This window comes from Shinella sp. R2-11, assembly GCF_055330205.1.
Map to the genome: position 1 here is coordinate 33,701 of NZ_JBVAPC010000008.1, position 23,681 is coordinate 57,381.

General features: G+C 67.3%; 26 protein-coding genes. 15 read left to right on the top strand and 11 right to left on the bottom strand.

Annotated features, from left to right (window positions below; genetic code table 11):
• The first annotated feature begins 13 nt into the window (after window positions 1–13).
• Together nadC and ACZ1A1_RS19085 are read left to right on the top strand one after the other, a co-directional pair.
• Window positions 14–919: a carboxylating nicotinate-nucleotide diphosphorylase gene (gene nadC, locus ACZ1A1_RS19080; protein WP_463621155.1), complete on the top strand. Its 906-nt coding sequence runs from the start codon at window positions 14–16 to the stop codon at window positions 917–919.
• A gap of 66 nt (window positions 920–985) precedes the next feature.
• Window positions 986–1,507 carry a superoxide dismutase family protein gene (locus ACZ1A1_RS19085; protein ID WP_463621156.1) on the top strand — a complete coding sequence of 174 codons (522 nt, stop codon included), beginning with the start codon at window positions 986–988 and terminating at the stop codon, window positions 1,505–1,507.
• Here the strand turns inward: ACZ1A1_RS19085 and ACZ1A1_RS19090 are convergent, their stop codons facing one another.
• The 5 genes from ACZ1A1_RS19090 to ygfZ all read right to left on the bottom strand — a co-directional run bounded on the left by ACZ1A1_RS19090 (window position 1,508) and on the right by ygfZ (window position 5,381).
• Window positions 1,508–2,338 (bottom strand): mechanosensitive ion channel family protein, encoded by an 831-nt coding sequence (locus tag ACZ1A1_RS19090; RefSeq protein ID WP_463621157.1) that lies wholly within the window; start codon window positions 2,336–2,338, stop codon window positions 1,508–1,510. It lies immediately after the preceding gene.
• Window positions 2,339–2,399: 61 nt separating this feature from the next.
• On the bottom strand, window positions 2,400–3,377 hold the full coding sequence (locus tag ACZ1A1_RS19095; protein ID WP_313195811.1) for an NUDIX hydrolase: 978 nt from the start codon (window positions 3,375–3,377) through the stop codon (window positions 2,400–2,402).
• Window positions 3,374–3,907 (bottom strand): tyrosine phosphatase family protein, encoded by a 534-nt coding sequence (locus tag ACZ1A1_RS19100; protein WP_463621158.1) that lies wholly within the window; start codon window positions 3,905–3,907, stop codon window positions 3,374–3,376. Before ACZ1A1_RS19100 ends, ACZ1A1_RS19095 begins: the two co-directional genes overlap by 4 nt.
• Before the next feature lie 2 nt (window positions 3,908–3,909).
• Window positions 3,910–4,539 carry a YfbR-like 5'-deoxynucleotidase gene (locus ACZ1A1_RS19105; protein WP_463621160.1) on the bottom strand — a complete coding sequence of 210 codons (630 nt, stop codon included), beginning with the start codon at window positions 4,537–4,539 and terminating at the stop codon, window positions 3,910–3,912.
• Window positions 4,536–5,381, bottom strand: a complete 846-nt coding sequence (gene ygfZ / locus ACZ1A1_RS19110; protein ID WP_463621161.1) for a CAF17-like 4Fe-4S cluster assembly/insertion protein YgfZ — start codon at window positions 5,379–5,381, stop codon at window positions 4,536–4,538. Before ygfZ ends, ACZ1A1_RS19105 begins: the two co-directional genes overlap by 4 nt.
• Window positions 5,382–5,544: 163 nt before the next feature.
• Between ygfZ and ACZ1A1_RS19115 the strand changes: the two genes are divergently transcribed.
• The gene (locus ACZ1A1_RS19115) at window positions 5,545–6,168 is read left to right on the top strand and encodes an amino acid transporter (protein ID WP_463621162.1); all 624 of its coding nucleotides are present in this window, start codon (window positions 5,545–5,547) and stop codon (window positions 6,166–6,168) included.
• On the opposite strand, the gene ACZ1A1_RS19120 is transcribed toward ACZ1A1_RS19115, so the two are convergent.
• From ACZ1A1_RS19120 to ACZ1A1_RS19135, 4 genes are all read right to left on the bottom strand, one after another.
• Window positions 6,155–6,952 carry a hypothetical protein gene (locus ACZ1A1_RS19120; protein ID WP_463621163.1) on the bottom strand — a complete coding sequence of 266 codons (798 nt, stop codon included), beginning with the start codon at window positions 6,950–6,952 and terminating at the stop codon, window positions 6,155–6,157. The two genes, ACZ1A1_RS19115 and ACZ1A1_RS19120, sit on opposite strands and share 14 nt — an antisense overlap.
• A 16-nt stretch (window positions 6,953–6,968) precedes the next feature.
• Complete coding sequence (locus ACZ1A1_RS19125) at window positions 6,969–7,238, bottom strand: hypothetical protein (RefSeq protein ID WP_119258816.1); 270 nt, start codon at window positions 7,236–7,238, stop codon at window positions 6,969–6,971.
• A 92-nt stretch (window positions 7,239–7,330) separates the two neighbouring features.
• Entirely contained in the window at window positions 7,331–7,756 is a 426-nt protein-coding gene (locus ACZ1A1_RS19130) for a TIGR02301 family protein (RefSeq protein ID WP_424546739.1), read from the bottom strand.
• Entirely contained in the window at window positions 7,753–8,187 is a 435-nt protein-coding gene (locus ACZ1A1_RS19135; RefSeq protein WP_463621165.1) for an NUDIX domain-containing protein, read from the bottom strand. Before ACZ1A1_RS19135 ends, ACZ1A1_RS19130 begins: the two co-directional genes overlap by 4 nt.
• A gap of 60 nt (window positions 8,188–8,247) precedes the next feature.
• On the opposite strand from ACZ1A1_RS19135, the gene ACZ1A1_RS19140 reads away from it, so the two are divergent.
• Window positions 8,248–9,018 carry an SOS response-associated peptidase gene (locus ACZ1A1_RS19140; protein ID WP_463621166.1) on the top strand — a complete coding sequence of 257 codons (771 nt, stop codon included), beginning with the start codon at window positions 8,248–8,250 and terminating at the stop codon, window positions 9,016–9,018.
• Window positions 9,019–9,029: 11 nt separating this feature from the next.
• Here the strand turns inward: ACZ1A1_RS19140 and ACZ1A1_RS19145 are convergent, their stop codons facing one another.
• Window positions 9,030–9,212, bottom strand: a complete 183-nt coding sequence (locus tag ACZ1A1_RS19145; RefSeq protein WP_119258812.1) for a hypothetical protein — start codon at window positions 9,210–9,212, stop codon at window positions 9,030–9,032.
• 441 nt (window positions 9,213–9,653) lie between these two features.
• Between ACZ1A1_RS19145 and cysS the strand changes: the two genes are divergently transcribed.
• The 7 genes from cysS to rarD all read left to right on the top strand — a co-directional run bounded on the left by cysS (window position 9,654) and on the right by rarD (window position 16,556).
• Window positions 9,654–11,126: a cysteine--tRNA ligase gene (gene cysS / locus ACZ1A1_RS19150; RefSeq protein ID WP_463621167.1), complete on the top strand. Its 1,473-nt coding sequence runs from the start codon at window positions 9,654–9,656 to the stop codon at window positions 11,124–11,126.
• Window positions 11,123–11,605 carry a GFA family protein gene (locus ACZ1A1_RS19155; protein WP_463621168.1) on the top strand — a complete coding sequence of 161 codons (483 nt, stop codon included), beginning with the start codon at window positions 11,123–11,125 and terminating at the stop codon, window positions 11,603–11,605. Before cysS ends, ACZ1A1_RS19155 begins: the two co-directional genes overlap by 4 nt.
• Window positions 11,602–12,099 carry a GFA family protein gene (locus tag ACZ1A1_RS19160; RefSeq protein WP_318911299.1) on the top strand — a complete coding sequence of 166 codons (498 nt, stop codon included), beginning with the start codon at window positions 11,602–11,604 and terminating at the stop codon, window positions 12,097–12,099. The genes ACZ1A1_RS19155 and ACZ1A1_RS19160 overlap by 4 nt, the downstream gene beginning before the upstream one ends.
• 127 nt (window positions 12,100–12,226) lie before the next feature.
• A complete protein-coding gene (locus tag ACZ1A1_RS19165; protein ID WP_463621169.1) occupies window positions 12,227–12,709 on the top strand; it encodes a GFA family protein in 483 nt (160 codons plus the stop codon).
• Window positions 12,706–13,665 carry a prolyl aminopeptidase gene (gene pip, locus ACZ1A1_RS19170; RefSeq protein WP_463621170.1) on the top strand — a complete coding sequence of 320 codons (960 nt, stop codon included), beginning with the start codon at window positions 12,706–12,708 and terminating at the stop codon, window positions 13,663–13,665. The genes ACZ1A1_RS19165 and pip overlap by 4 nt, the downstream gene beginning before the upstream one ends.
• 182 nt (window positions 13,666–13,847) lie before the next feature.
• A complete protein-coding gene (gene cimA / locus ACZ1A1_RS19175) occupies window positions 13,848–15,461 on the top strand; it encodes a citramalate synthase (protein ID WP_454635965.1) in 1,614 nt (537 codons plus the stop codon).
• A 150-nt stretch (window positions 15,462–15,611) separates the two neighbouring features.
• Window positions 15,612–16,556, top strand: coding sequence for an EamA family transporter RarD (gene rarD, locus ACZ1A1_RS19180; RefSeq protein ID WP_313195796.1), 945 nt, complete (start codon window positions 15,612–15,614; stop codon window positions 16,554–16,556).
• A gap of 134 nt (window positions 16,557–16,690) precedes the next feature.
• Here rarD and ACZ1A1_RS19185 read toward each other — a convergent pair whose 3' ends face one another.
• A complete protein-coding gene (locus ACZ1A1_RS19185; protein WP_313195795.1) occupies window positions 16,691–17,311 on the bottom strand; it encodes an LOG family protein in 621 nt (206 codons plus the stop codon).
• Between the two features lie 159 nt (window positions 17,312–17,470).
• Between ACZ1A1_RS19185 and ACZ1A1_RS19190 the strand changes: the two genes are divergently transcribed.
• From ACZ1A1_RS19190 to pssA, 4 genes are all read left to right on the top strand, one after another.
• Window positions 17,471–19,795 carry a LysM peptidoglycan-binding domain-containing protein gene (locus ACZ1A1_RS19190; RefSeq protein ID WP_463621171.1) on the top strand — a complete coding sequence of 775 codons (2,325 nt, stop codon included), beginning with the start codon at window positions 17,471–17,473 and terminating at the stop codon, window positions 19,793–19,795.
• A 171-nt stretch (window positions 19,796–19,966) separates the two neighbouring features.
• The gene (locus tag ACZ1A1_RS19195; RefSeq protein WP_463621172.1) at window positions 19,967–21,859 is read left to right on the top strand and encodes an ABCB family ABC transporter ATP-binding protein/permease; all 1,893 of its coding nucleotides are present in this window, start codon (window positions 19,967–19,969) and stop codon (window positions 21,857–21,859) included.
• A gap of 136 nt (window positions 21,860–21,995) precedes the next feature.
• Entirely contained in the window at window positions 21,996–22,694 is a 699-nt protein-coding gene (locus ACZ1A1_RS19200; RefSeq protein WP_463621174.1) for a phosphatidylserine decarboxylase, read from the top strand.
• 76 nt (window positions 22,695–22,770) lie between these two features.
• Window positions 22,771–23,622 carry a CDP-diacylglycerol--serine O-phosphatidyltransferase gene (pssA, locus tag ACZ1A1_RS19205; protein ID WP_313195792.1) on the top strand — a complete coding sequence of 284 codons (852 nt, stop codon included), beginning with the start codon at window positions 22,771–22,773 and terminating at the stop codon, window positions 23,620–23,622.
• Window positions 23,623–23,681 lie beyond the last annotated feature (59 nt).

Consider the following 23,681-nt stretch of genomic DNA (forward strand, 5'->3'; position numbering starts at 1 on the left):
GGGACAAGCAGCCATGACCACCCCCTATCTCCCCGTCCTCTCGCCGCTGATGGTGGAGGAGCAGGTGCGCGCGGCGCTTGGCGAGGATCTCGGCCGGGCCGGCGACATCACCAGCCAGGCGACCATCGCGCCCGACATGACGGCGACCGCCGAACTGAACATCCGCGAGGACGGCGTCGTCGCCGGCCTCGATCTCGCCCGTGCCGCCTTCCGCCTGATGGATTCCGCCATCCGCTTCGAGGCCTTCGTGAAGGACGGCGACACGCTTTCGCCGGGCACGGTGATCGCCAGGGTCTCTGGCCCGGCCCGCGCCGTGCTGTCCGCCGAGCGCGTGGCGCTCAACTTCCTCATGCATCTGAGCGGCGTCGCCTCCTACACGGCGCGCTTCGCCCGCGAGATCGCCCACACGCCGGCCAAGGTCTGCTGCACGCGCAAGACCATTCCCGGCCTCCGGGCGCTGGAGAAATATGCCGTGCGCATGGGCGGCGGCTCCTCGCACCGCTACGGGCTCGACGACGCGATCCTCATCAAGGACAACCACATCGCCGTCGCCGGCGGCGTTGCCGGGGCCATCCGCGCCGCGCGGGCCTTCGCCGGCCATCTCGTCAAGGTCGAGGTGGAGGTGACGAACCTTGCGGAGCTGGAGGAGGCGCTGGAAGCGAAGCCCGACGTGATCCTCCTCGACAATATGGGGCCGGAGCTCCTGCGCCGCGCCGTTGAGATCAACCGCGACCAGGCGGGCCTTGCCGACGCGGCCTATGCGGCAGACCCGCGCCGCGTGAAGCTCGAGGCCTCCGGCAACGTGAACCTTTCGACGATCCGTGCCATCGCCGAGACCGGCGTCGACTATATCTCGACGTCCAAGATCACCATGGCCGCCCCGACGCTCGATATCGGCCTCGACGTCGTGCTGCGCTGAGCGCGGGAACACCCCAAGGCAGGATGCGTTCCGGTTTCAGGTGAAAACCAACCGGAAGGACGCATCATGAACAAGATCCTTGGGCTCGCCGTCGCGGCGGGCACACTCGCGGCGCTCGGCGCCCCGGCCCTCGCGCAGCAGACGAAGAGCACGGCCGAGGCCAATTTCCTCAGCCGCGCCGGCACTGAAACCGGCCGGGCGCACCTGACGGCCGGAAACGACGGCGTGCTGTTCGAGGTGGAGATCTCGGGCCTGACGCCGCGCAAATGGGTGGCGCTGCATATCCACGAGACCGGCGCCTGCGACCCGAGCGGCGGCCACGAATCGGCGGGCGGCCATTTCAACCCGGATGAGAAGGAGCACGGCTTCCTTGCCGCCGACGGCCCGCATGCCGGCGACCTTCCCAACCAGTATGTCGCCGACGACGGCGTGCTGCGCGCGCAGGTCTATTCGACCCTGGTGCGCCTCGACGACGCCGAGCGCGGCATTCGCGGACGCGCGCTGGTCGTCCATGCCGGCTCGGACGATTACCGCACCGGCCCGGCCGGCGGGGCCGGAGACCGGCTCGCCTGCGCCGTCATCAAGTAGCTATTCGGCCGGGGCCGCCTCTGCGCGCGGCTCCGGCAGGCTCTGCCCGAAGGCGATGCGCACGCGGCGATTCATCTCCCGCGTCGTCCTGAACCATTGCGGCGTCGGCACCCAGTAGCGCAGCGTCAGTATGGCGGCGTTTTCCGCGAGGCTGTCGACGAAGACCTGCGGCGGCGGCGCCGATTCGATGGCGGGTTCCTCGCGCGCGATGGTCAGCAGGCGGTCGATCTCGTCATCGATGTCCCGGTCGTTCGGGATGGTCACCTGGAGGTCGTGCTTGCGGGTGCGCTCGCGGCTGAAATTGGTGACCGGCGTGTTCCAGAGCGTGGAATTGGGCGCGAGGCGATAGAGGCCGTCGCTCGTCCTCAGCTCCGTGGCGAAGAGGCCGATTTCGGTGATCGTGCCGGTGACATCCTTGGTCTCGATATATTCACCGACCCGGAACGGGCGCAGCACCAGCAGCATGATGCCGGCCGCGATGTTCTGCAGCGTGCCCTGCAGCGCAAGGCCGATGGCGAGGCCCGCCGCGCCGAGCGCCGCGATGATCGAGGCCGTCTGCACGCCGAACTGGCCGAGCGCCGTCACGAAGACGAGGATGAGCACTGCATAGCGCAGCACATTGGCGAAGAAATGCGCCAGCGTCATGTCGATGCCCCGCACATGCGAGAGCCCGGAAAGCGCCCAGCGGTGCAGCAGCCGCGACAGGAACCAGCCGAGCAGCAGCAGCAACAGCGCGCCGAGAATGGAGAAGGAATATTGCACGGCGAGCGCGCTCGCCTGCGTCAGCGCAGCTCGCGTCGCGACGATGATGTCGGTTGCCTGTCGTTCCATAAACCCTTTTCCCACCGTTGATATCGATGGCGAAATGGCAGGGAGGGAAAGAAGTTCCGATTTAGCGCATCCCGACCTTGAGGCCGGGCGCCGGGCGCTCCTCGAAGATGCGGCGGCGGAAGCGGAAGAGGGCGGCGGGCCGGCCACCCGTCGCGCTGGTGGAAGAGCCGGTCGGCTCCACCAGCTCGGCCCCTTCGACGAGCCGGCGGAAGTTCTGCTTGTGCAGGTGCCGGCCGGAGATCGCCTCGACGGTCGCCTGGAGCTCGGTCAGCGTGAATTCCGGCGCCATCAGCTCGAAGATGACCGGGCGGTATTTAATCTTGCCGCGCAGGCGCGCCATCGCCGTCGCGAGGATGCGGCGATGGTCGTGGCGCATGGCGATGCCGGGCGAGGGCTGGCCGGCGCGCGCCCAGCCGTCCGTCACCGCCTCCTCGGCAAGGCCGGCCTCGTAGAGAAGCTCGTAGCGCTCCAGCACGCGCTCCTCGTCCCACGGGAAATCGTCGAGGCCGAAGGCGAGGCGGATGCGCGCGCGCGGCGTCGGCATCGGGGTCGCGCGGTCGGCATTGGCCGCCTCGCTGCTCCATTGCTTGAGGGCGGGCAGGATCAGCTGGTCGATTACGGCGGGCCGGCCCTGCCGCCAGTCCTCCCAGGGAAGATAGGCGTACCAGTCGCGCCAGGCGGCGCCGGCTTCCGCCAACTGCTCGTTCGCCTCGGCGTCCGTGCGCGTCAGCGCGAGATAGCCGACCGAGACCATGTGCGTGCCGGCCTCGTCGGGGGCTTTCTGCCGGCCGCGGTCGCCGAAGGTGTAGAGCTGCTCGATATAGCCGAGCTTCAGCGCGGTCTGCGCCTCCACGCTGGCGCGCAGGCTCGTCTCGAAGGTGCGGTGCTGGTGCGGATCGAAGGGGCCGAAGGGCAGGGCGTCGCGCTTGTGGGCGCCGTCGCCGCCGATGGCGAGGATGGAGGGGCTGCGCCCGGAAATCGCGACGACCGCCGCGTTGAGGCCGATCTCGACCGGGGGGCGGGCGCGGCTTTCCGTCATGGTTCTGGGCTCTCGGGAAGGGCGGAGAAGGAGAACGGGCTTTCGCCGATATAATCCGCGCCGCGGCCGATGGCCTTCACCGCCGCGACGAGCCTTCCGCCCCGCCCGAGCACATGGTCGCCGATCGCCACCAGCCGGGCATTCGGCGTCGCCTGCGCGCAGGCGCGGCGCAGGCGCTGCGCGAGGTCATGGTCGTCCTGGTCCGGCGCCACCGCGAGCGCGGCGATAAGCGCGGCGGCCGGCGAGCGCGAGACGCCCATCATGCAATGGACGAGAAGCGGCGCCTGCCGGTCCCAGCCGCGCGCGAAGCCGACGATCGCCGCCACATGCTCCTCGCCGGGCGCCACGAGATTGCCGGTGCCGGCAAAGGCGATGTCGTTGACGCCGAGGATCATGTGGCGCCCGGCGGAGATTACCGCCGGTCGGTGGAAGTCCTGCTTCGGCGCGACGAGGCTCAGCATCTCGCGGCAGCGGTGGCGGACGGCGAGCTCCGCGATCCGGCCGAGCGGGGCGACGACGATCGTGCCCATGCTCACACCGCCGCGGCGAGGGGGCCGCGCTCGCGCTCCAGCGCCTCGAAGCGCTCGCAAAAGCGCCTTTGCGCCTCCACGGCGGGCACCGGCGCGATCTCGATCATGTCGAGCGTGATCCCGCGCGGCGCGCCGAAAAATTTCACGGCCTCGGCATGGGAGAAGCCGGCAAGCTCGGTCGCCTCGAAGAAGGCGGCGACCTGGTCGGCCTTCTTGATCTTCGCCTTCAGGCTCGCGGGCGTTGCCGCCGGCAGGCCGAAGCGCAGGTGCACGGCGGCCTCCAGTCGCTTCTCGACCGTCTTGTAGCCGCCGCCGACCACGGCCTTGAAGGGCGAGATCATGTCGCCGATCACATATTCCGGCGCGTCGTGCAGCAGCGCCATCAGGCACTCGCCGGCGTCGCACCGGTTCTGGCGGCGGAAGATCGCCTCGACGGCCAGCGAATGCTGCGCCACCGAAAAGGCATGGTCGCCGTTGGTCTGGCCGTTCCAGCGGGCGACGCGGGCAAGGCCGTGGGCGATGTCGGACAGCTCGATGTCGAGCGGCGAGGGGTTGAGGAGATCGAGGCGGCGGCCGGACAGCATGCGCTGCCAGGCGCGCGGCTCCGTCTTCAGGCGTGCCGCGCCGCTCATTGCGCCGGCACCTCGGATGCCTGCTCGGGGAGGGTGAGGCCGGTCCATGCCGGAAGCGCGACGGTGACGGGCGCGCCGTCCGCCGTGATCGGCGTGCTGGCGGCGATGGCGTCGGCCACGCGGTCGATGCGCGCGATGGCAAGGCCGAGCGCGCCGGAGACGCTGCCGAGCGTGCCGACCGGCTTGCCGGCGGCCAGAAGCTCCGTGCCCGTCGCCGGAAGCGGCGCCTCGCCCGTGACGATGACGGGTCGGCGGCGGGCCGTGCCGCGATGCTGCATGCGGGAGACGACCTCCTGCCCGACATAGCACCCCGCGCGGAAGGAAAGCCCGCCGCTGAGATCGAGCAGAACGTCATGCGGGAAGGCGTCGGAAAGCGCATAGTCGCTGCCGGCCTCGGGAAGGCCGGCAGTAATGCGCAGCGCATCGTAGAGCGCGGCATCATCGCTGCCGCCGCCGCTCGCGCGGCGGGAAACGTCGAGCCCCGCCTTGGCGAAGCGCACGTCGCGCGGCGCGCCGGCCTCCGCCGCGTCCCAGGAGACCGTCACCGTGTCGCCCTCGGCGGCCGCGAGGTCGACGGCCGCGCGCAGCTTGTACATGGTCAGCCGCTTGAGGAGGTCGTCGCGCTGGTCCTCCGTCGTCTCGATTAGGAAGGCGTCCGGGCCGTCGCGGCGGATCAGGAAGTCGAAGAGGATCTTGCCCTGCGGCGTCAGCAGCGCGCCGGGGCGGATTTCATTCTCCCTGAGGTCGGGCAGATTGGTGGTGATCAGGGTCTGCAGGAAGGTTTCGGCATCCTTGCCGGAAATGCGGAGGAAGGCGCGGCCGGAAAGCGTGACGGAAGGCATGGTCGGATCCAGATTTGTCGTGCGCCGGACGAGGCCGGCGCCTGCGGTGCACCATCGCACCCGTTGATGCAGAGGTAGAACGGCTGAGCCGCTTTCGCAAGGTCGGGGCTCTTGCCCGCCGGCGCGATAGGGGTATGAAGGGCGCCCAAGGAGAGGCCCGACGATGACCGCCCCGACAACGCCGCTTGCCCATGATGCATGGTCCGCCTGGCACCCGGCCGAGCTCGCGCGCCGGCTCGCCGGCGTCTCGCGGCCCTGGTGCGTCGTCGGCGGCTGGGCGCTCGATCTCTGGCACGGCGCCGGGACGCGCCCGCACGAGGATCTGGAATTCACCCTGCTGCGGCCCGATTTTCCGCTCTTCCGTGCGGCCTTGCCGGATGTCCGCCTTCATGCGGTGGGCGACGGCAAGGTGCGGCGGCTCGCGGAGGGCGAAGCGCCGCCGGCCGATATAGCGCAGGTCTGGTGCGAGGACAGGGCTGCACGCCGCTGGCGGGTGGACATGATGCTGGAGGACGGCACGCCCGGGACCTGGATCTACAAGCGCGATCCGTCGATCCGCCGCCCGCGCAGAGAGGCCGTCCGGCTGGGTGTAGGAGGCGTCCCCCATCTCGCGCCGGAGATCGTCCTGCTTTTCAAGGCGAAGTACCAGCGCGGCAAGGACGAGGCCGATTTCGCCCGGGCGCTGCCGAAGCTGGACGCTTCGGCGCGCGACTGGCTGCGGGCATGCCTTGACCGGGTGCATCCCGGTCACGCGTGGCTGGACGCGCTGGGGACTATTCGCCGGTGACGAAGAACTTCCACTGGCCGTCCGGCGTGATGCCGACGCGGTAGAAGTTGTAGCTGCCGAATTCCTGCATGTCGGAATAGTCGCCGGCCGTGACGATGCGCAGCAGCTCCACCTTTTCCGGCGGCGTCAGGCTCGTGAGCGGCTTTTCGGCGAAATAGGGCCAGACATACATCTCGTCCGCCGTGCCCTGGCCGACATGGGCGAAGCCCGTCGCCAGCACGTCGAGCAGGATCGCGAGGATCTCGATGCCGTCTGGATCGCCGGACTGGCCCTTCAGCGTCTCGACCGGCCCGTCCTCGCTTTCGACCATGGAGACCTGCGTCTCGGTCATGCCCTTGCCGAGCAGGGGACGCAGGCGCTCGATGTCGCCGGAGGCGGCGGCCTCGACGATGAGCTGGCGCATGCGGCGCACCGGCTCGGGCGCCTTGTCGATATCGTAGAGCACCTCGACGGGCGCCTGCGGCTCTTCCGCAGGCTTGTCGGTGGTCGCCGGCGTTTCTTCTGCCGGTTCCGTCACCGCCTTGTCGTTGCGGATCAGCGGGTCCGGCCGCGGCAGTTCGACCGGGGCGGCATCCTCTTCCTTGACGGCCGGCGCGGGCTTTTCCTCCTCGGCCGGCTTTTCGCCGTCGGCGGGCTTTTGCGGCACCTCGCCCGGCTCGTGCTTCAGCTCGCTGAGGGCGAAGGCCGGGCGCACGGGCGCAAGGAGCGTCGTCGTTGCGAAGAGCACCGACAAGGCGATGACGCTGCTGAAAAGCAGCTTGTTGCCGTCAGCCGACATCTGCATGACCTGTCTTTCCAGCCTATTGCAGGATGCGCTCGGGGGAGAATTCTCCAGCCAGCAGGCGCTCGCGAAGCGAATCGAGTAGCGCTTCCGCGCCCCGCTCGCCATGGACGCGGACCGTCTCGCGCAAGGCGAGCGCAATGGCCGCATCGGCGATGATTTCCGGTTCGATACCATCAGCCATGCCGTCCGCCCAGGCCTCGTTCTGGTGTTCCAGAGCGGCCTGCATCTTCTCGTGCACGATCATCTCGTCGATATCGTTGAGAGTAGGTTCCATTGATCGGTCCATGCGAGGCATTCAGTTCTTACTGCACTGTTAACGACCTTAGCAGCCTTTTCCCAAAACGGCACTGGCTGCTGCGAAAACAGGTTAATTAATCCCTAATTTCCGAACCTTGCGGTAATTTCCGTGGCAAGTGTTGCACCTTCGTTACGGTATCTCTCTTCTGCGACAACCGCCGAGTCGGTGCAAGCGGTATAGATGGCGGCAAAGGAGCGGTATCCACGGTTGAATGCGGCGGTCAGCTTTTCCTGCCGCTTCGGCTCCTTGGCCGCCTCCAGCTCGATGATGCGCTGCATGGCGGCGCGCCAGTTGTCCTCCGCCTTGCCGGCGCAAAGGTTGCGCAGGTAATGCACGGCGCCGAGGATTTCCGAAAGGCGCTCCAGCCGCTCGTCATAGGGCGCCGGCTTTTCCTCGACGGGGGCGGCGGCCGGCGTTTCCGTGCCGGCGGCCTGCTTCGCCTTCTGGGCGAGGGCGGGGCCGGCAAGGGCAAGGCTTGCGATCAGGGCGAGGCGAATCACCTTCATGCGGCAGGTCCCAGCCGTTCGGCTTCCAGCCGCGCGATGCATTCGCGCACGCTGTCGGGCGCGGGAAGGCCCGCGATCTCCTCGGCCGTGTACCAGCCGACGCTCGCCGCATCGTCGGCGGCGACGGCGACCGCGCTCCGGTCGGCCTTCACCTTGAAGACGGAAAGGAAGAAGGAGGGGCTGCCGGGGCCGTCCTCGCGGCCCGGCAGGTCGTAGGTCGCGAAAAGCATGGGCCTTTCGGCCCTTATGCCGGTTTCCTCGAAGAGTTCGCGCAGCGCCGTCTCGGCCGGCGTCTCGCCGTCCTCGCCGCGCCCGCCCGGAAAGGCATACATGGCATCCGACGGCGGCTTGCTGCGCAGCACGAGCAGGTAGCGCCCGTCGCGCTCGATGATGGCGGAGGAGGCGGGCTGGGGCGTCTTCGACTTCTTCATCGCTGTCCGGTTCGGTTGCGCTTCATTGACCCCTTATAGGCAAAGTGCGATGACGATGCCATGTGTGGACGATATGCATTGCTCGCGAAGACGGACCTCTTGCGGGAATTCCTCGGCATCGTGGATGTGGAGGATCCGCCGGCCCGCTACAACATCGCCCCGACGCAGCCGATCCTCGTCGTCGTGGCGGGCGAAAGGCAGGAGCCCGGCAGCAACCTGCCGGAGCGCCGGGCGGTGCTCGTGCGCTGGGGCTTCATGCCCGGCTGGGTGAAGGACCCGCGCGATTTTCCGCTGCTGATCAATGCCCGCTCCGAAACGGCGGTGGGCAAGGCCTCGTTCAAGGCCGCCATGCGCCATCGCCGCATCCTCGTGCCGGCCTCCGGCTTCTTCGAATGGCGGCGGCCGGAGGAGAAGGGCGCGAAGGCGCAAGCCTATTTCATCCGCCCGAGGAAGGGCGAGATCGTCGCCTTCGCCGGCCTGATGGAGACCTGGTCTTCCGCCGATGGCTCGGAGGTCGATACCGGCGCGATCCTGACGACGGCGGCCAACAACGACATTTCCCGCATCCACGACCGCATGCCGGTCGTCATCCGCCCGGAGGATTTTTCCCGCTGGCTCGACTGCAAGGCGCAGGAGCCGCGCGACGTCGCCGACCTCATGAAGCCGATCGACGACGGCTTCTTCGAGGCCATTGCGATTTCCGACAAGGTGAACAAGGTCGCCAATATGGGACCGGACATCCTCGAACCCGTCGAGGAGGAAGCGCCGATGCCGCAAAAGAACAAGGGCGCGGATGCGCCCCCATCGTCGGATCAGCTATCGCTCTTTTGACTTGGAGCCGCCTATTCGTAGAGCGACTGGAGCACCGGCGGCAAGTCGCGGTCGCGGCGCGCCTCAGTGGCCTTCACCTCGGGCTTGCACTGCGTGGCGGCAACCACGGCGCGCAGGCCGAGCGGCTTGTAGCGCTCCTGAAGGTTTGCATTGGCGGCGGCGGGTTGCGCCGGCTTCTTCTTGGCAATCGACATTCTCACTCTCCTGAAGTTGTCATCAGGCAGCCCCGTCTGGTTCCCCCGGTCGCTACCCCCGATGACCTATGCATTTACCGGACCCTTTCGGCCAAATTCTGCTCAAATCTTGATCGCTCTGCGGCGGAAGGCCCAAATCCGCGGTTTCGGCAATCAATAAATATGACCGGCGGACATATCGCACGACGCGCCGGGCGCCAGCTGTCACGCAGGTAACAGCTTGGGATAACAGGCCGAACGGGCAGGATTTTCGCGGCCCGGCCTTCACGCCGCTTGACCAAGGGCGCGCGCGGCGCGATAAAGCAGGCCATGAAAACGGTACTCTGCATTCGCCGGAGCATTATTCGCTAGCGCACGCGCTGGCCTGGCCGTTTTCGTCCCCCAAAATCCCCGGATGACAACGACCCGGCCAGCCGGGTGCACGCATTTTGGGAGATTTCCATGGCCGAAAAGCCGGTCCTGTCGCTGTACAACACGCTCACGCGCTCGAAGGAGCCCTTCGCTCCCATCGACCCCGACAACGTGCGCATGTATGTCTGCGGCCCGACGGTCTATGACTTCGCCCATATCGGCAATGCGCGGCCGGTCATCGTCTTCGACGTGCTCTACCGCCTGCTGCGCCATGTCTATGGCGAAGCCCACGTCACCTATGCCCGCAACATCACGGACGTCGACGACAAGATCAACGCCCGGGCGCTGCGCGATTTCGGCGGCGAGATCGAAAGCGGCGCCCTCTCGCTCAACGAGGCGATCCGCCGGGTGACGGAGAAGACGGCGAACCAGTTCCATTCCGACGTCGCCACGCTCGGCGCCATGCCGCCGACGCACGAGCCGCGCGCCACCGAATTCGTGCAGCCGCGCGAGGACGGCAAGGCGGATATGATCACGCTGATTCAGCGTCTCATCGAACGCGGCCATGCCTATGAAACCAATGGCGAAGTGCTGTTCGACACCGGTTCCATGGCCGATTACGGCCAGCTCTCGAAGCGCAATCTCGACGAGCAGCAGGCCGGCGCCCGGGTCGCCGTCGACGCCCACAAGAAGAACCCCGGCGACTTCGTGCTCTGGAAGCTCTCCTCGCCGGAGGAACCCGGCTGGGATTCGCCTTGGGGCCAAGAGGCGTGGAAGGCCGCAGGCCTGACAGGGAAACCAAAGGGCCGCCCCGGCTGGCATATCGAGTGCTCGGCCATGTCGGCCGCCTATCTCGGCGAGGTCTTCGACATCCACGGCGGCGGGCTCGACCTGATCTTCCCGCACCACGAGAACGAGATCGCCCAGTCGCGCTGCGCTCATGGCACGAAGGTCATGGCGAATGTCTGGATGCATAACGGCTTCGTGCAGGTCGAAGGCCGCAAGATGTCGAAGTCCGAAGGCAATTTCGTCACGATCTACGAATTGCTGCACGAGGAGAAGTTCGGCGGCCGCAAATGGCCGGGCGAGGTGCTGCGCCTCGCCATGCTGATGACGCACTACCGCGAGCCGATCGACTTCTCCGTCAAGCGCCTGGAGGAGGCCGAGCGCCTGCTCTCAAAATGGCCGGCCGGCGGCGACCCGGCGGAAGGCCGGGTGGACCAGACGGTGCTCGCCCCGCTCCTCGACGACCTCAACACGGTCGGCGCCGTGCAGGCCCTGCACGCGCTTGCCCAATGCGCCAATAGCGACCCGCTGATGCTGCCCGTCTTCGCCGCCAGCGCCCGGCTTCTCGGTGTAGAGCCGAAGAAGGCCGAGGTCTCGAAGGCGCTGGAGGAGAGCATCGACTCGATCATCCAGCTCCGCCTCGAAATGCTGAAGGCGAAGAACTTCACTGAAGCCGACAAGATCCGCGAAGACCTCTCCGCCAAGGGCATCCAGCTGAAAGACGGCAAGGACCCTGCGACGGGCGAGCGCGTGACGACGTGGGAGGTGAAGAGGTGACCACCCCCTTCTACACCGGTGGATGCCAGTGCGGGGCCGTGCGCTTTCATGTCGAGGGCGCGCTGGGGGATGCGTCGGTCTGTCATTGCCGGATGTGCCAGAAGGCGAGTGGGAACTTCTATCTGCCGCTCGTCTCCGTCGGCGGCGCGAAGCTGGCATGGACGCGCGGCGCGCCGAAGCGCTTCCGCTCCTCCAACCACGGCTATCGCGGCTTCTGCGCCGAATGCGGCACGCCGCTGACCTATGAGGCGCCGGACGGCGTGGCGCTGACCATCGCCGCCTTCGACGATCCCGCCGAAATCGCTCCACGCATCCAGTGGGGCATCGAGGCGAAGCTGCCTTACGTCGACACGATCCGCGACCTGCCGGGCGAGGATACGATGGCCGACCAGGGGGCCGCCGCCTTCCTCGCCGACCTCGTCTCCTACCAGCATCCCGACCACGACACGGACGAATGGCCGCCGGAGCGCGCGCCATGAGCATCTCGCGCATCTATACCGGCGGCTGCCAGTGCGGCGCGGTGCGCTATCGCGTCGAGGGCACGCTCGGCGATCCGCATCTGTGTCATTGCCGCATGTGCCAGAAGGCGGCGGGCAACTATTTCCTGCCGCTCGCCAATGCCCCGCGCGAGCGCTTTTCCATCACCCGCGGCGAGCCGGGCTGGTTCCGGTCGTCGGAAATCGTGCGCCGCGGCTTCTGCCGGGATTGCGGCACGCCGCTCTTCTATGACGGCCTTGCCTCGGCCCATATCAACGTGACGCTCGGCTCGCTCGACGACCCGGACGACGTGCGCCCCATCGCCCAATCCGGCGTCGAATCGCGCGTCGTCTGGTTCCCACAACTGGCGAGACTGCCGGAGCATGAAAGCAACGAGGGGGAGGGCGGCGAGGCGCGGCATGTGGCGATCCGCGATTCGAACCGCCAGCATCCCGACTACGACACCGACCATTGGCCGCCGGAGGATGCCCCATGAGCGATCCGAAGCCCGAACTCGGCTTTCCCCGCAAGTGGCTCTATCTCATCGCCGGCAAGCTGATCCTCGTCACGGCCGTCGTGATCGCCGTCGTCGTCTATTCCTCTTATCGCTGAAGGAGCCTGCCATGACCACGGAACAGGAAAAGACAAGGACCGGCGGCTGCCAGTGCGGCGCCGTGCGCTTCCGCATCCGCGGCGAACTCGGCCGCCCGTCGATCTGCCATTGCCGCATGTGCCAGAAGCAGTTCGGAGGCTTCTTCGGCCCGCTCGTCACCGCCAGGGGCGAGACCGAATGGACGCGCGAGGAGCCGAGCTACTTCCAGTCCTCGGTCAACATCGCCCGCGGCTTCTGCAAGCGCTGCGGCACGCCGCTGACCTACAGGCATCCGGGCGGGCTGGAGATCGCCATCGGCGCCTTCGACGACCGCAGTGACCTCGCCCCGCAGATCCAGGTCAATTATGGCGCGCGCCTGCCCTGGGTGGAGGCGATCTTCTCCGCCCCGGTGCATGACGACCCGGATTACTACAGCCGGCAGGAGACGATCATCTCCTTCCAGCACCCCGACCACGAGACCGAAAACTGGCCTGCCCACGGAATGAAACTATGAGCCAAGCCTTGCGTACCCTCTATCCCGAGATCGAGCCCTATGCCTGCGGCCATCTCGATGTCGGCGACGGGCATGTCATCTACTGGGAACGGGCCGGCACGCCGGGCGCCAAGCCCGCCGTCTTCCTGCATGGCGGCCCGGGCGGCACGATCTCGCCGAGCCACCGCCGGCTGTTCGATCCGAAGCTCTACGACGTGACGCTGTTCGACCAGCGCGGCTGCGGCCGCTCCACGCCCCATGCGGGGCTGGAAGCCAACACCACCTGGCATCTCGTTTCCGACATGGAGCGGCTGCGCGAGATGGCGGGCGCGCAAAAGTGGCTGGTCTTCGGCGGTTCCTGGGGCTCGACGCTGGCGCTCGCCTATGCTGAGAAGCATCCCGAACGCGTGTCCGAACTCGTGCTGCGCGGCATCTACATGCTCACCAGGGCCGAGCTCGACTGGTACTACCAGTTCGGCGTCTCGGAAATGTTCCCCGACAAATGGGAGCGCTTCCTCGCGCCCATCCCGCCGGAAGAGCGCCACGAGATGATGCAGGCCTATTACCGCCGCCTGACGGGCGCGGACAAGGCGGTGCGCATCGCCGCCGCCAAGGCCTGGAGCCTGTGGGAAGGCGAGACGATCACGCTTCTGCCGGAGCCGTCGACGAGCGACCATTTCGGCGAGGACGAATTTGCCGATGCCTTCGCCCGGCTGGAGACGCATTTCTTCGTCAATGCCGGCTGGCTGGAAGAGGGGCAGCTGCTCCGCGATGCCCGCAAGCTGCACGGCATTCCCGGCGTCATCGCCCACGGCCGCTACGACATGCCGTGCCCGGCGAAGAACGCCTGGGCGCTGCACAAGGCCTGGCCGGAATCGGAATTCTACCTCGTCGAAGGGGCGGGCCACGCCTATTCCGAACCCGGCATCCTCGACCGCCTGATTTATGCGACCGACAAGTTTGCCGGTAAAGTTTGAGAGCTTGCCCCTCACCCTAACCCTCTCCCCGCAGGCGGGGAGAGGGGACGTGCCAAATGCCAGGCTGAGGACACGGGACGGCGGCGCGGCATAGTCCTTCTCCCCGCTTGCGGGGAGAAGGTGGCGGCAGCCGGATGAGGGGCAAATTTGAAGTACCAGGACCGTTCCCAGGGAGGGAACCGATGAAAGACCGTATCTACCTTTTCGACACCACGCTTCGCGACGGCCAGCAGACGCCCGGCATCGACTTTTCCGTCGAGGACAAGATCGCCATTGCCGGCATGCTGGACGAGTTCGGCCTGGACTATGTCGAGGGCGGCTATCCGGGTGCCAACCCGACCGATACGGCCTTCTTCGCGAAGAAACGCACCGGCCGCGCCAAGTTCGTCGCCTTCGGCATGACGAAGCGCGCCGGCGTATCAGCCTCCAACGATCCCGGCCTTGCCGCGCTCCTCGATTCGCGGAGCGACGCGATCTGTCTCGTCGCCAAGAGCTGGGACTATCATGTGCGCGTCGCGCTCGGCTGTACCAATGAGGAGAACCTCGAGAGCATCGCCGAATCCGTGAAGGCAGTCGTCGCCTCCGGCCGCGAATCCATGATCGACTGCGAGCATTTCTTCGACGGCTACAAGGCGAATCCCGAATACGCATTGGCCTGCGCGAAGACCGCCTTCGCCTCCGGCGCGCGCTGGGTCGTGCTCTGCGACACCAATGGCGGAACGCAGCCCTCCGAGGTGCAGGCCATCGTGAAGGCGGTGATCGCCGCCGGCGTGCCGGGCGAAAACCTTGGCATCCACGCGCACAACGACACGGGCCAGGCCGTCGCCAATTCGCTGGCCGCCGTCGAGGCGGGCGTGCGCCAGGTCCAGGGCACGCTCAACGGCATCGGCGAGCGCTGCGGCAATGCCAATCTCGTGACGCTCGTGCCGACGCTCGCGCTCAAGGAAGCCTATAGCGGGCGCTTCGAGATCGGCATCGACACGGAGGAGCTGACCGGCCTCACCAAGCTCGCTCACACCTTCGACGAGCTCTTGAACCGCTCGCCCGATCATCAGGCGCCCTATGTCGGCGCCTCCGCCTTCGCCACCAAGGCCGGCATCCATGCCTCCGCGCTCCTCAAGGACCCGCGGACCTACGAGCATGTCACGCCCGAAAGCGTCGGCAACCTGCGCAAGGTCATGGTGTCGGACCAGGGCGGCAAGGCGAACTTCATCAACGCCCTGAAGCTGCGCGGCATTTCGGTCGCCAAGGACGACCCGAAGCTCGACCGGCTCATCCAGATCGTCAAGGAGCGCGAGGCGACGGGCTATGCCTATGAGGGCGCGGATGCGAGCTTCGCCCTGCTCGCCTACCGCACGCTCGGCACGGTGCCGGATTTCTTCCATGTCGAGAGTTTTCGCGTGATGGTCGAGCGGCGCTACGACGTCAACGGCCAGCTCAAGACCGTCTCCGAGGCGGTGGTGCGGGTGATCGTCGACGGCGAGACCATGATGTCCGTCGCCGAGGGCCACGGCCCGGTCAACGCGCTCGACCTTGCGCTGCGCAAGGACCTCGGCAAGTACCAGGGCGAGATCGCCGACCTGGAGCTGGCGGACTACAAGGTGCGCATCCTCAACGGCGGCACCGGGGCCATCACCCGCGTCCTCATCGAATCGACCGATGCCTCCGGCGCCCGCTGGTGGACGGTCGGTGTCTCCGACAACATCATCGACGCCTCCTTCCAGGCGCTGATGGATTCCATCGTCTACAAGCTGCTGAAGAACCGCGGCGAGGCGGGGCGCGTGGCGGCGGAGTAGTCTTTCCAGCGCATGGCGCCTGCGAAGGCAGGCCGCCATGCGTCCGAGCTTCAGCGCCGCTCATCGTCCCTTCACCGGAATGAATTGGTACATTCGCCGGCATTGGGGTAGGACGTCGGAAAATCCGAAAAATCGACGGGAAATGACACCATGGCCGACGCAAACTCCTCCAGCGGCCCCCAGACGGGCGATTCGCCGCGCGGTTTCGCCTTTGCGCTGATGGCCTATGTGCTATGGGGCTTCCTGCCCTTCTTCATGAAGGCCGTGTCCCACATCCCGGCGCCCGAAGTGGTGGCGCACCGCATCGTCTGGTCCGTGCCGCTCGCCGGCCTCGTGCTGGTCTGGCTCGGCCGCACGGCCGATATCAAGGCAGCGCTGCGCTCGCCGCGCATGCTCGCCATGGCGACGCTGACGGCGGTGCTGATCACCATCAACTGGGGCATCTATGTCTGGGCGATCAGCGTCGGCCGCACCATCGAGACGGCGCTCGGCTACTATATCAACCCGCTCTTTTCGATCTTCCTCGGCGCGGTGCTTCTGAAGGAAAAGCTGAGCCCGGCGCAGATGGTGGCGATCGGCCTTGCCGCCTGCGCGGTCGCGATCCTCGCCTTCGATGCCGGCGGGCTGCCCTGGGTGTCGCTCGGCCTCTGCTTCTCCTGGGGCTTCTACGCCTTCTTCCGCAAGACCCTGCCGATCGGCCCGAACCAGGGCTTCTTCCTCGAAGTGCTGCTGCTCAGCGTGCCGGCGCTCGCCTATGTGATCTGGCTGGAAGCGAGCGGCGGGGGCCATTTCGGCGATACCGGCATGGCGGACGTCCTCTGGCTGCTCGCCTGCGGCATCGTCACGGCGATCCCGCTGATGATCTATGCCAACGGCGCGAAGCTCCTGCGCCTGTCGACCATCGGCATCATGCAGTACATCGCCCCGACGATGATCTTCCTCATCGCCGTCTTCGCCTTCGGCGAGCCCTTCGGCACCACCAAGCTCATCGCCTTCGGCTTCATCTGGGCCGCGCTCTTCATCTATTCCGGCGCGATGCTGCGCGGCGCCCGCGCAAAACGCCTCGCGGCGACGGAATTGAAGCCGGCGGAATAGGAACAAGCCGGGGCGCTCCCCGGCTTCGCCTGCCGGATCTGCTTACCTGGTCGTCGGGCTTGACCCATGCCGCGGGTGGGGTTGGATCCTCGGGTCAGGCCCGAGGATGACGGAGGAAGGGAGCGTGAGGACGCCTAGAGCCGGGCGATGATCTCGGCCTCGCCCTCGCGGTCGATCTGGCCGGACCAATGGCTGACGAGGGCGGAGACGATTTCTTCCGGGTCGTCGATGACGAGCGGCTGGACGAGATGGGCGGTGTGGATGAAGCCCTCGTCGGCCATATGGCGGATGAGCTTCAGCATCGGGTCCCAGAAGCCGCCGATATTGGCGAAGACCATCGGCTTCCTGTGCCGGCCGAGCTGCGCCCAGGTCATCACCTCGACGATCTCCTCCAGCGTGCCGATACCGCCCGGCAGGGCGACGAAGGCGTCGGCGCGGTCGAACATCTTGTGCTTGCGCTCGTGCATGTCGGGCGTGACGATCAGCTCGCTGAGCTGGCCCAGCGAATGGCGCGTGGCCTCCATATCCACGAGGAATTGCGGTATGATGCCGGTGACGCGCCCGCCATGCGAGAGCACGCCGCTGGCGACGGCTCCCATGATGCCCTTGGTCCCGCCGCCATAGACGAGCTGGAGGTGGTTTTCCGCCATCGCCTTGCCCAGCAGCCTTCCGGCGGTGACATAGGCAGAATCACGGCCCGGCTGGGAGCCGCAGTAAACGCAGACGGATCGAATCGGCATGTTTTGCTCACTCATGGCCCGATTCAGACACCCGCCCGGCGGCCCGTCAAGGATATTGACCGAAAAAGCGTGGGGGCAAGGCCGCCAAAGCCCCCGAAACCTTGTGCAAGGCACTGGGAATCGGTAGCAATTTGGCAGGGGACGCCCCGGGAAACCGGGACAGAGAGAGAGTTGATGATGAAGAACAGGACCGGCCTGGTGGCCTTGATCGTGCTGGCGGCGGCAACGCTGCTCATGGTTTTCTTCGTGCTGCCCAACATGAACAAGGAAAAACCCGCGCAAACGCCGGTCGCATCGCTTGCCGAAAAGCCGGTTGAGGGCGGCGGCGATACCAAGACGACGGACGGCAAGCAGGCCCGCGCGACGAGCGAGCAGCCCGCGGCCGGCACGGCTTCCAGCGGCGATGCCGCCGCCACGGCCGCCGCGACGCAGGAAACCGCCAAGGCCGACGCCACCCCCGCCGAGCCCTCGGCCGATCCCACGGCCGGCTGGGTCACGCCCGCCTTCGATCTCCTGCGTGTCGAGCCGGACGGCTCCACGGTGATCGCCGGCCGCGGCCAGCCGAACACCAGGCTGGAGATCCGCAACGGCGAGACGGTCGTCGCCACGACCGATATCGGCCCCTCGGGCGATTTCGCCGCCGTGTTCGACCAACCGCTCGCCGCCGGCGACTACCAGCTCACGCTGAACACCAAGGACGACAAGGGCGATACGAAGACCTCCGAAGAGGTCGCGACCGTTTCGGTGCCGAAGGACGGCAGCGGCGATCTGCTCGCCATGGTCTCCAGGCCCGGCGAGGCGAGCCGGCTGATTACCGTGCCGGAAGCCGCGCAGAAGGCGGCCGGCGAAGCGGTTGAAACCGCGCAGGCCACTGCCGGCGAGAAGGCCGGCGACGTCGCGGCCACCGCGGGCGATGTCCCCGAGGCCGAAAACGCGAAGGTCGCGGCGACGGGTGAGGAGGCTGCCACGCAGGCCACCCAGCCGGCCGGCGCCGATACGGCGCAGCCCGCCGCCGACACGGCGGATGCCGCCGCGAAGGCGCAGGCGCGCGTTTCGGCCGTGGAGCTGGAAGGCGAGCGCATGTTCGTCGCCGGAACGGCCAGGCCGAACGCGCTGGTCCGTATCTATGCCGACGACAAGCTCGTCGGCGAGGCCAAGGCCGACGAAGCGGGCCGCTATGTCGTCGACGGCAGGATCGCGCTTTCCGTCGGCCGCCACACGGTTCGCGCCGATGTCATGAACGCCGACGGCAGCAAGGTCGATTTCCGCGCTTCCGTTCCGTTCGACCGGCCGGAAGGCGAGCAGGTCGCCGTCGTCGCGCAGGAAAATGCCGCGACCGATGCCGGTCCGGGCCTCGGCCTCATCGGCGGCGGCACCTTCGACAAGCTGCGCACCGAGGCGGACAAGGCGCTTGCGCTCCTCAAGGGCCTTTACGCCGATGGCCGCGTGCCGACCGCCGAGGAACTGGCGGCCGCCCGCTCCGCGACGGAGATCGCGCTGAAGTCGCTCGCCGAGTTCAAGCCCGGCGAGGAGGAAGGGGAGGCGGCCCGCCAGATGGCGGCCAAGGCATCCGCTGCCGCCGCCTCGGCACTCGACCGCCTCCATGCGCTGCCGTCGGATGCGTCCGCTGTCGGCGAGGCGCTCGGCTCGATCGAGACCGCCGTCGCCGACGCGCTCGCCCCGGCCATCGAGAAGGCGCATGACGCGGCAGGCAACGTGACGGCCGCCGCGGATAATTCCATCGAGGCACTGGCCGGTCAGGCGACCGCGCTCCAGCAGCAGTTCGTCGCGCTCTTCGCCGATGGCCGCAACGCCACGGCGGCGGAGATCCAGACGGGCCGCACGGCGCTAGAAAGCGCGCTGATGCGCCTTACCGGCTTCGTGCCGCCGGCCGACACGGCCGCCGACGTCAAGGCCGCCATCGAGGAGCTGAAGGGCTGGGCCGCGACCGCGCTCGACCGCCTTGCCGCCGTGCCGGCCGGCGCGGGCAAGGAAGCCTACCAGCAGGCGCTCGTCGCGCTAGAGGGCATGCCCTCGCTGACCGCCGCGGCCAATGCCGTTGCAACCGCAACGCAGGGCGCCGCCACTTCGACGGATGGCGCCGCCGCAACCGACGGTGCCACGGCAACCGATGGCGCTGCTGCGAGCGAGGGCGCTTCCACCGCCACGGGCACCGAAAGCGGTGCGGCGTCGGGCGGTCAGGCCGCGGCCTCCACGGGCGGCGAGGCCGTCGCCGAGGAGCCGGAAACGGTCGAGCAGGCGCCGCTCAAGGAGAGCAAGACTTCGGTCATCATCCGCCGCGGCGATACGCTGTGGCAGATCTCCCGCCGCATCTACGGCAAGGGCGTGCGCTACACCACGATCTACCTCGCCAACGAGGACCAGATCGCCAATCCGGACCGCATCATCCCCGGCCAGGTCTTCGGCGTGCCGGACAAGACCATGGAGACCGACGCCGAGGCCGAGAAGATGCACCGCAAGCACATGCGCGGGAATTGACCGCCGTTATTTCCTGCCGGCCGTTGCGAAACGGCCGGCAAGGTCCTATCTCCGCGATGCGGCGCCCCACCGGGCGCCGTATTTCATTCAGGCAGACCCGGAAGGGCGCGCGACGGCGCTTTTCCCCGCAAGAAGAAGACCGGGCAGCACGGCGGCCCGGCGGAGGCCAGCGTGGCGACGACGAAGAAGACGATTTCGGCCGACAGCAGCAACCCCTTCCGGACGCTGGTGAACCTCTGGCCCTATATGTGGCCATCCGACCGGCCGGACCTGAAGATGCGGGTGGTCTGGGCCTCGGTCTTTCTCCTGATCTCCAAGATCGTGCTGCTGCTGGTGCCCTATTTCTTCAAATGGGCGACGGATGCGCTGAATAACAAGCCGGATGCCGTCAGCCTGCTGCCCGCCTTCCTGCTCGGCGCCGTCATGCTGGTGCTCGCCTATAACGGCGCGCGCATCGTGCAGGCCGGCCTCAACCAGCTTCGCGACGCGCTCTTTGCCAGCGTCGGGCAATATGCCGTGCGCCAGCTCGCCTACCGCACCTTCGTGCACCTGCATCGCCTGTCGCTGCGCTTCCATCTGGAGCGGCGCACCGGCGGCCTTTCGCGCGTCATCGAGCGCGGCACCAAGGGTATCGAGACGATCGTGCGCTTCACGATCCTCAACAGCGTGCCGACCTTCATCGAGTTCCTGCTGACCGCCGCCGTCTTCTGGCGCGGCTACGGCCTGCAATACCTCGCCGTCACCGCCGTCACGGTCTGTCTCTACATCTGGTTCACCGTCCGGGCGAGCGACTGGCGCATCTCCATCCGCCGCGCGATGAACGATAGCGACACGGAGGCCAACATCAAGGCCATCGATTCGCTCCTCAACTTCGAGACGGTGAAGTACTTCGGCAACGAGGAGATGGAGGCCCGCCGCTTCGACCAGTCCATGGAGCGCTACGAGAAATCCGCCACGCAGGTCTGGACCTCGCTCGGCTGGCTGAACTTCGGCCAGGCGCTGATCTTCGGCGTCGGCATGGCGGTGATGATGGCGATGTCCGCCCTTGCCGTGCAGCGCGGCGAGCAGACGGTCGGCGACTTCGTCTTCATCAACGCGATGCTGATCCAGCTCGCCATCCCGCTCAACTTCATCGGCTTCGTCTACCGCGAAATCCGCCAGGGCCTCACCGATATCGAGCAGATGTTCGATCTGCTGGAGGTCGAGGAAGAGGTGCAGGACAGGCCGGGCGCGAACGAACTTGCCGTCACGGACGGCGCGATCTCCTTCAGGGACGTGTATTTCGCCTACGATCCGGCGCGGCCGATCCTCAAGGGCATCTCCTTCGACGTGCCGGCCGGCAAGACCGTCGCCGTCGTCGGCCCCTCCGGCGCGGGCAAGTCGACCCTCTCGCGGCTGCTCTACCGCTTCTACGACGTGCAGGAGGGCGCCATCACCATCGACGGGCAGGACGTGCGCGACGTCACGCAGAAGAGCCTGCGCAAGGTCATCGGCATGGTGCCGCAGGACACCGTGCTCTTCAACGACACCATCGCCTACAACATCCGCTACGGCCGCCCCGAGGCCACCGACGAGGAGGTCACGGCCGCCGCCGAGGCCGCGCAGATCGGCCCCTTCATCCGCCACCTGCCGGGCGGCTTCAAGGCGATGGTCGGCGAGCGCGGCCTGAAGCTCTCCGGCGGCGAGAAGCAGCGTGTCGCCATCGCCCGCACGATCCTGAAGAGCCCGCCGATCCTCATCCTCGACGAGGCGACCTCGGCGCTCGATACCCGCACCGAACAGGAAATCCAGGCGGCGCTCGACATCGTGTCGAAGAACCGCACGACGCTGGTCATCGCGCACCGCCTCTCCACCGTCATCTCGGCCGACGAGATCATCGTGCTCAAGGACGGCGCGATCGCCGAGCGCGGCACGCATGGCGAACTGATGCAGCGCGACGACGGCCTCTATGCCTCGATGTGGAACCGCCAGCGCGAGGCCGTCCAGGCCGAGGAGCGGCTGAAGCAGGTGCGCGAGAGCGACGACCTTGGCATCGTCACGCGCGGCGTGCCGGCGGCGGAATAGGAATTGGGCAGTGGGCAGTGGGGAAGGGCGGCGGCGCAGCCCGCTGCCCCGCTCTAATTCCTACTGCCTAAAACATTGCCCCCACCGCCATTTCACGCTAGGTCGATGGCGTGAAATCATCAGGAGATGTCGGAAGATGAGTTTGGTCGATACGATACGCAGCACCCTGGTGCCGATTCATCGGGAGGGCTGGAAGTTCGTGGCCGGCTTCTTCGTCGCCTCGCTGCTCTTGGGCGCGGCCTGGCAACCGCTGATGTGGATCGGCTTCATCCTCACCGCCTGGTGCGCCTATTTCTTCCGTGACCCCGAGCGCATGACGCCGCAGGACGACGATCTCGTCATCTCCCCGGCGGACGGCCGCGTCTCGGCCATCGCCATGGTGACGCCGCCGGTCGAGCTGGAGCTCGGCGACCAGCCGATGATGCGCATCTCGGTCTTCATGAATGTCTTCAACTGCCATGTGAACCGCGCGCCGATGCGCGGCCGCGTCTCGCGTATCTCCTACCGCGCCGGCAAGTTCCTCAATGCCGACCTCGACAAGGCGAGCCAGGAGAACGAGCGCAACGGCCTCGTCATCGAAAGCGCCCATGGCCAGATCGGCGTCGTGCAGATCGCCGGCCTCGTCGCCCGCCGCATCCTCTGCTGGACCACGATGAACGACAGCCTGGAGGCCGGCGAGCGTTTCGGCCTCATCCGCTTCGGCTCGCGCCTCGACGTCTTCCTGCCGGCCGGCGCCGAGCCGCGCGTCAGCGTCGGCCAGACGGCGATCGCCGGGGAGACGGTGCTTGCCGAATTCGGCTCGGCCAAGGGCCCGGTCATCAGCCGTCGCGGCTGAATGATTGATCATTCGTCGCAGCGGCTTATCTAGACTGGAACGGCCGCTGCCAAGGACACGAACGAAGCGAAAAGCGATGGATACTCCGTTTCCGCCCTATGAGCCCGATGGCCCGAACGACGAGGCCAGGGGCCCGCGCCTGCGTGAAATCCCGCTGCGCATCATCATCCCGAATGTCATCACGGTTCTCGCCATCTGTGCGGGCCTCACCGGTATCCGGCTCGCCTTCGAGAACCGTTACGAACTCGCCGTCGGCATGGTCCTCCTCGCCGCCTTCCTCGATGGCATCGACGGCCGCGTCGCGCGCCTGCTGAAGGCAACCTCCAAGTTCGGCGGGCAGATGGATTCGCTTGCCGATATCGTCAATTTCGGCGTGGCGCCCGCCCTGGTGCTCTATGTCTTCATTCTCGACCAGGCGCGCTCCTTCGGCTGGATCGCCGCGCTGATCTATACCATCGCCGCGGGCCTTCGCCTTGCGCGCTTCAACGTCATGGCCGAGCGCGAGACCAAGGCGAAGTGGCAGTCGGAATATTTCGTCGGCGTGCCGGCGCCGGCCGGCGCCATGCTGGTGCTGCTGCCCGTCTATCTCGGCTTCCTCGGCATTGCGCCGAGCCCGCTCTTCGCCTTCCTCGCCTCCGGCTATACGGTGCTGATCGGCTTCCTGCTGGTCAGCCGCCTGCCGGTCTGGTCCGGCAAGTCCGAGGGCAGCCGCATCCGCCGCGACCTCGTCCTGCCGGCGATCCTGCTCGTCGTCATCTATGTCGCGACGCTGATGAGCTTCACCTGGGAGACCATGGTGGTGACGGTCGTCGCCTATCTTGCGACCCTGCCGTTCGGCGCGCGCTCCTGGCAGCGCAAGTATGGCGGCTGGACGGCACCCTCGACCCATGGCGCAAGCGAATTCCCCGAGGAGACCGACGGCCCCTGAGCCGCCTCCCGCCATCACATCCGCGTGAATCCTTCAAAGCCCTGTCCACACCCCGTGGG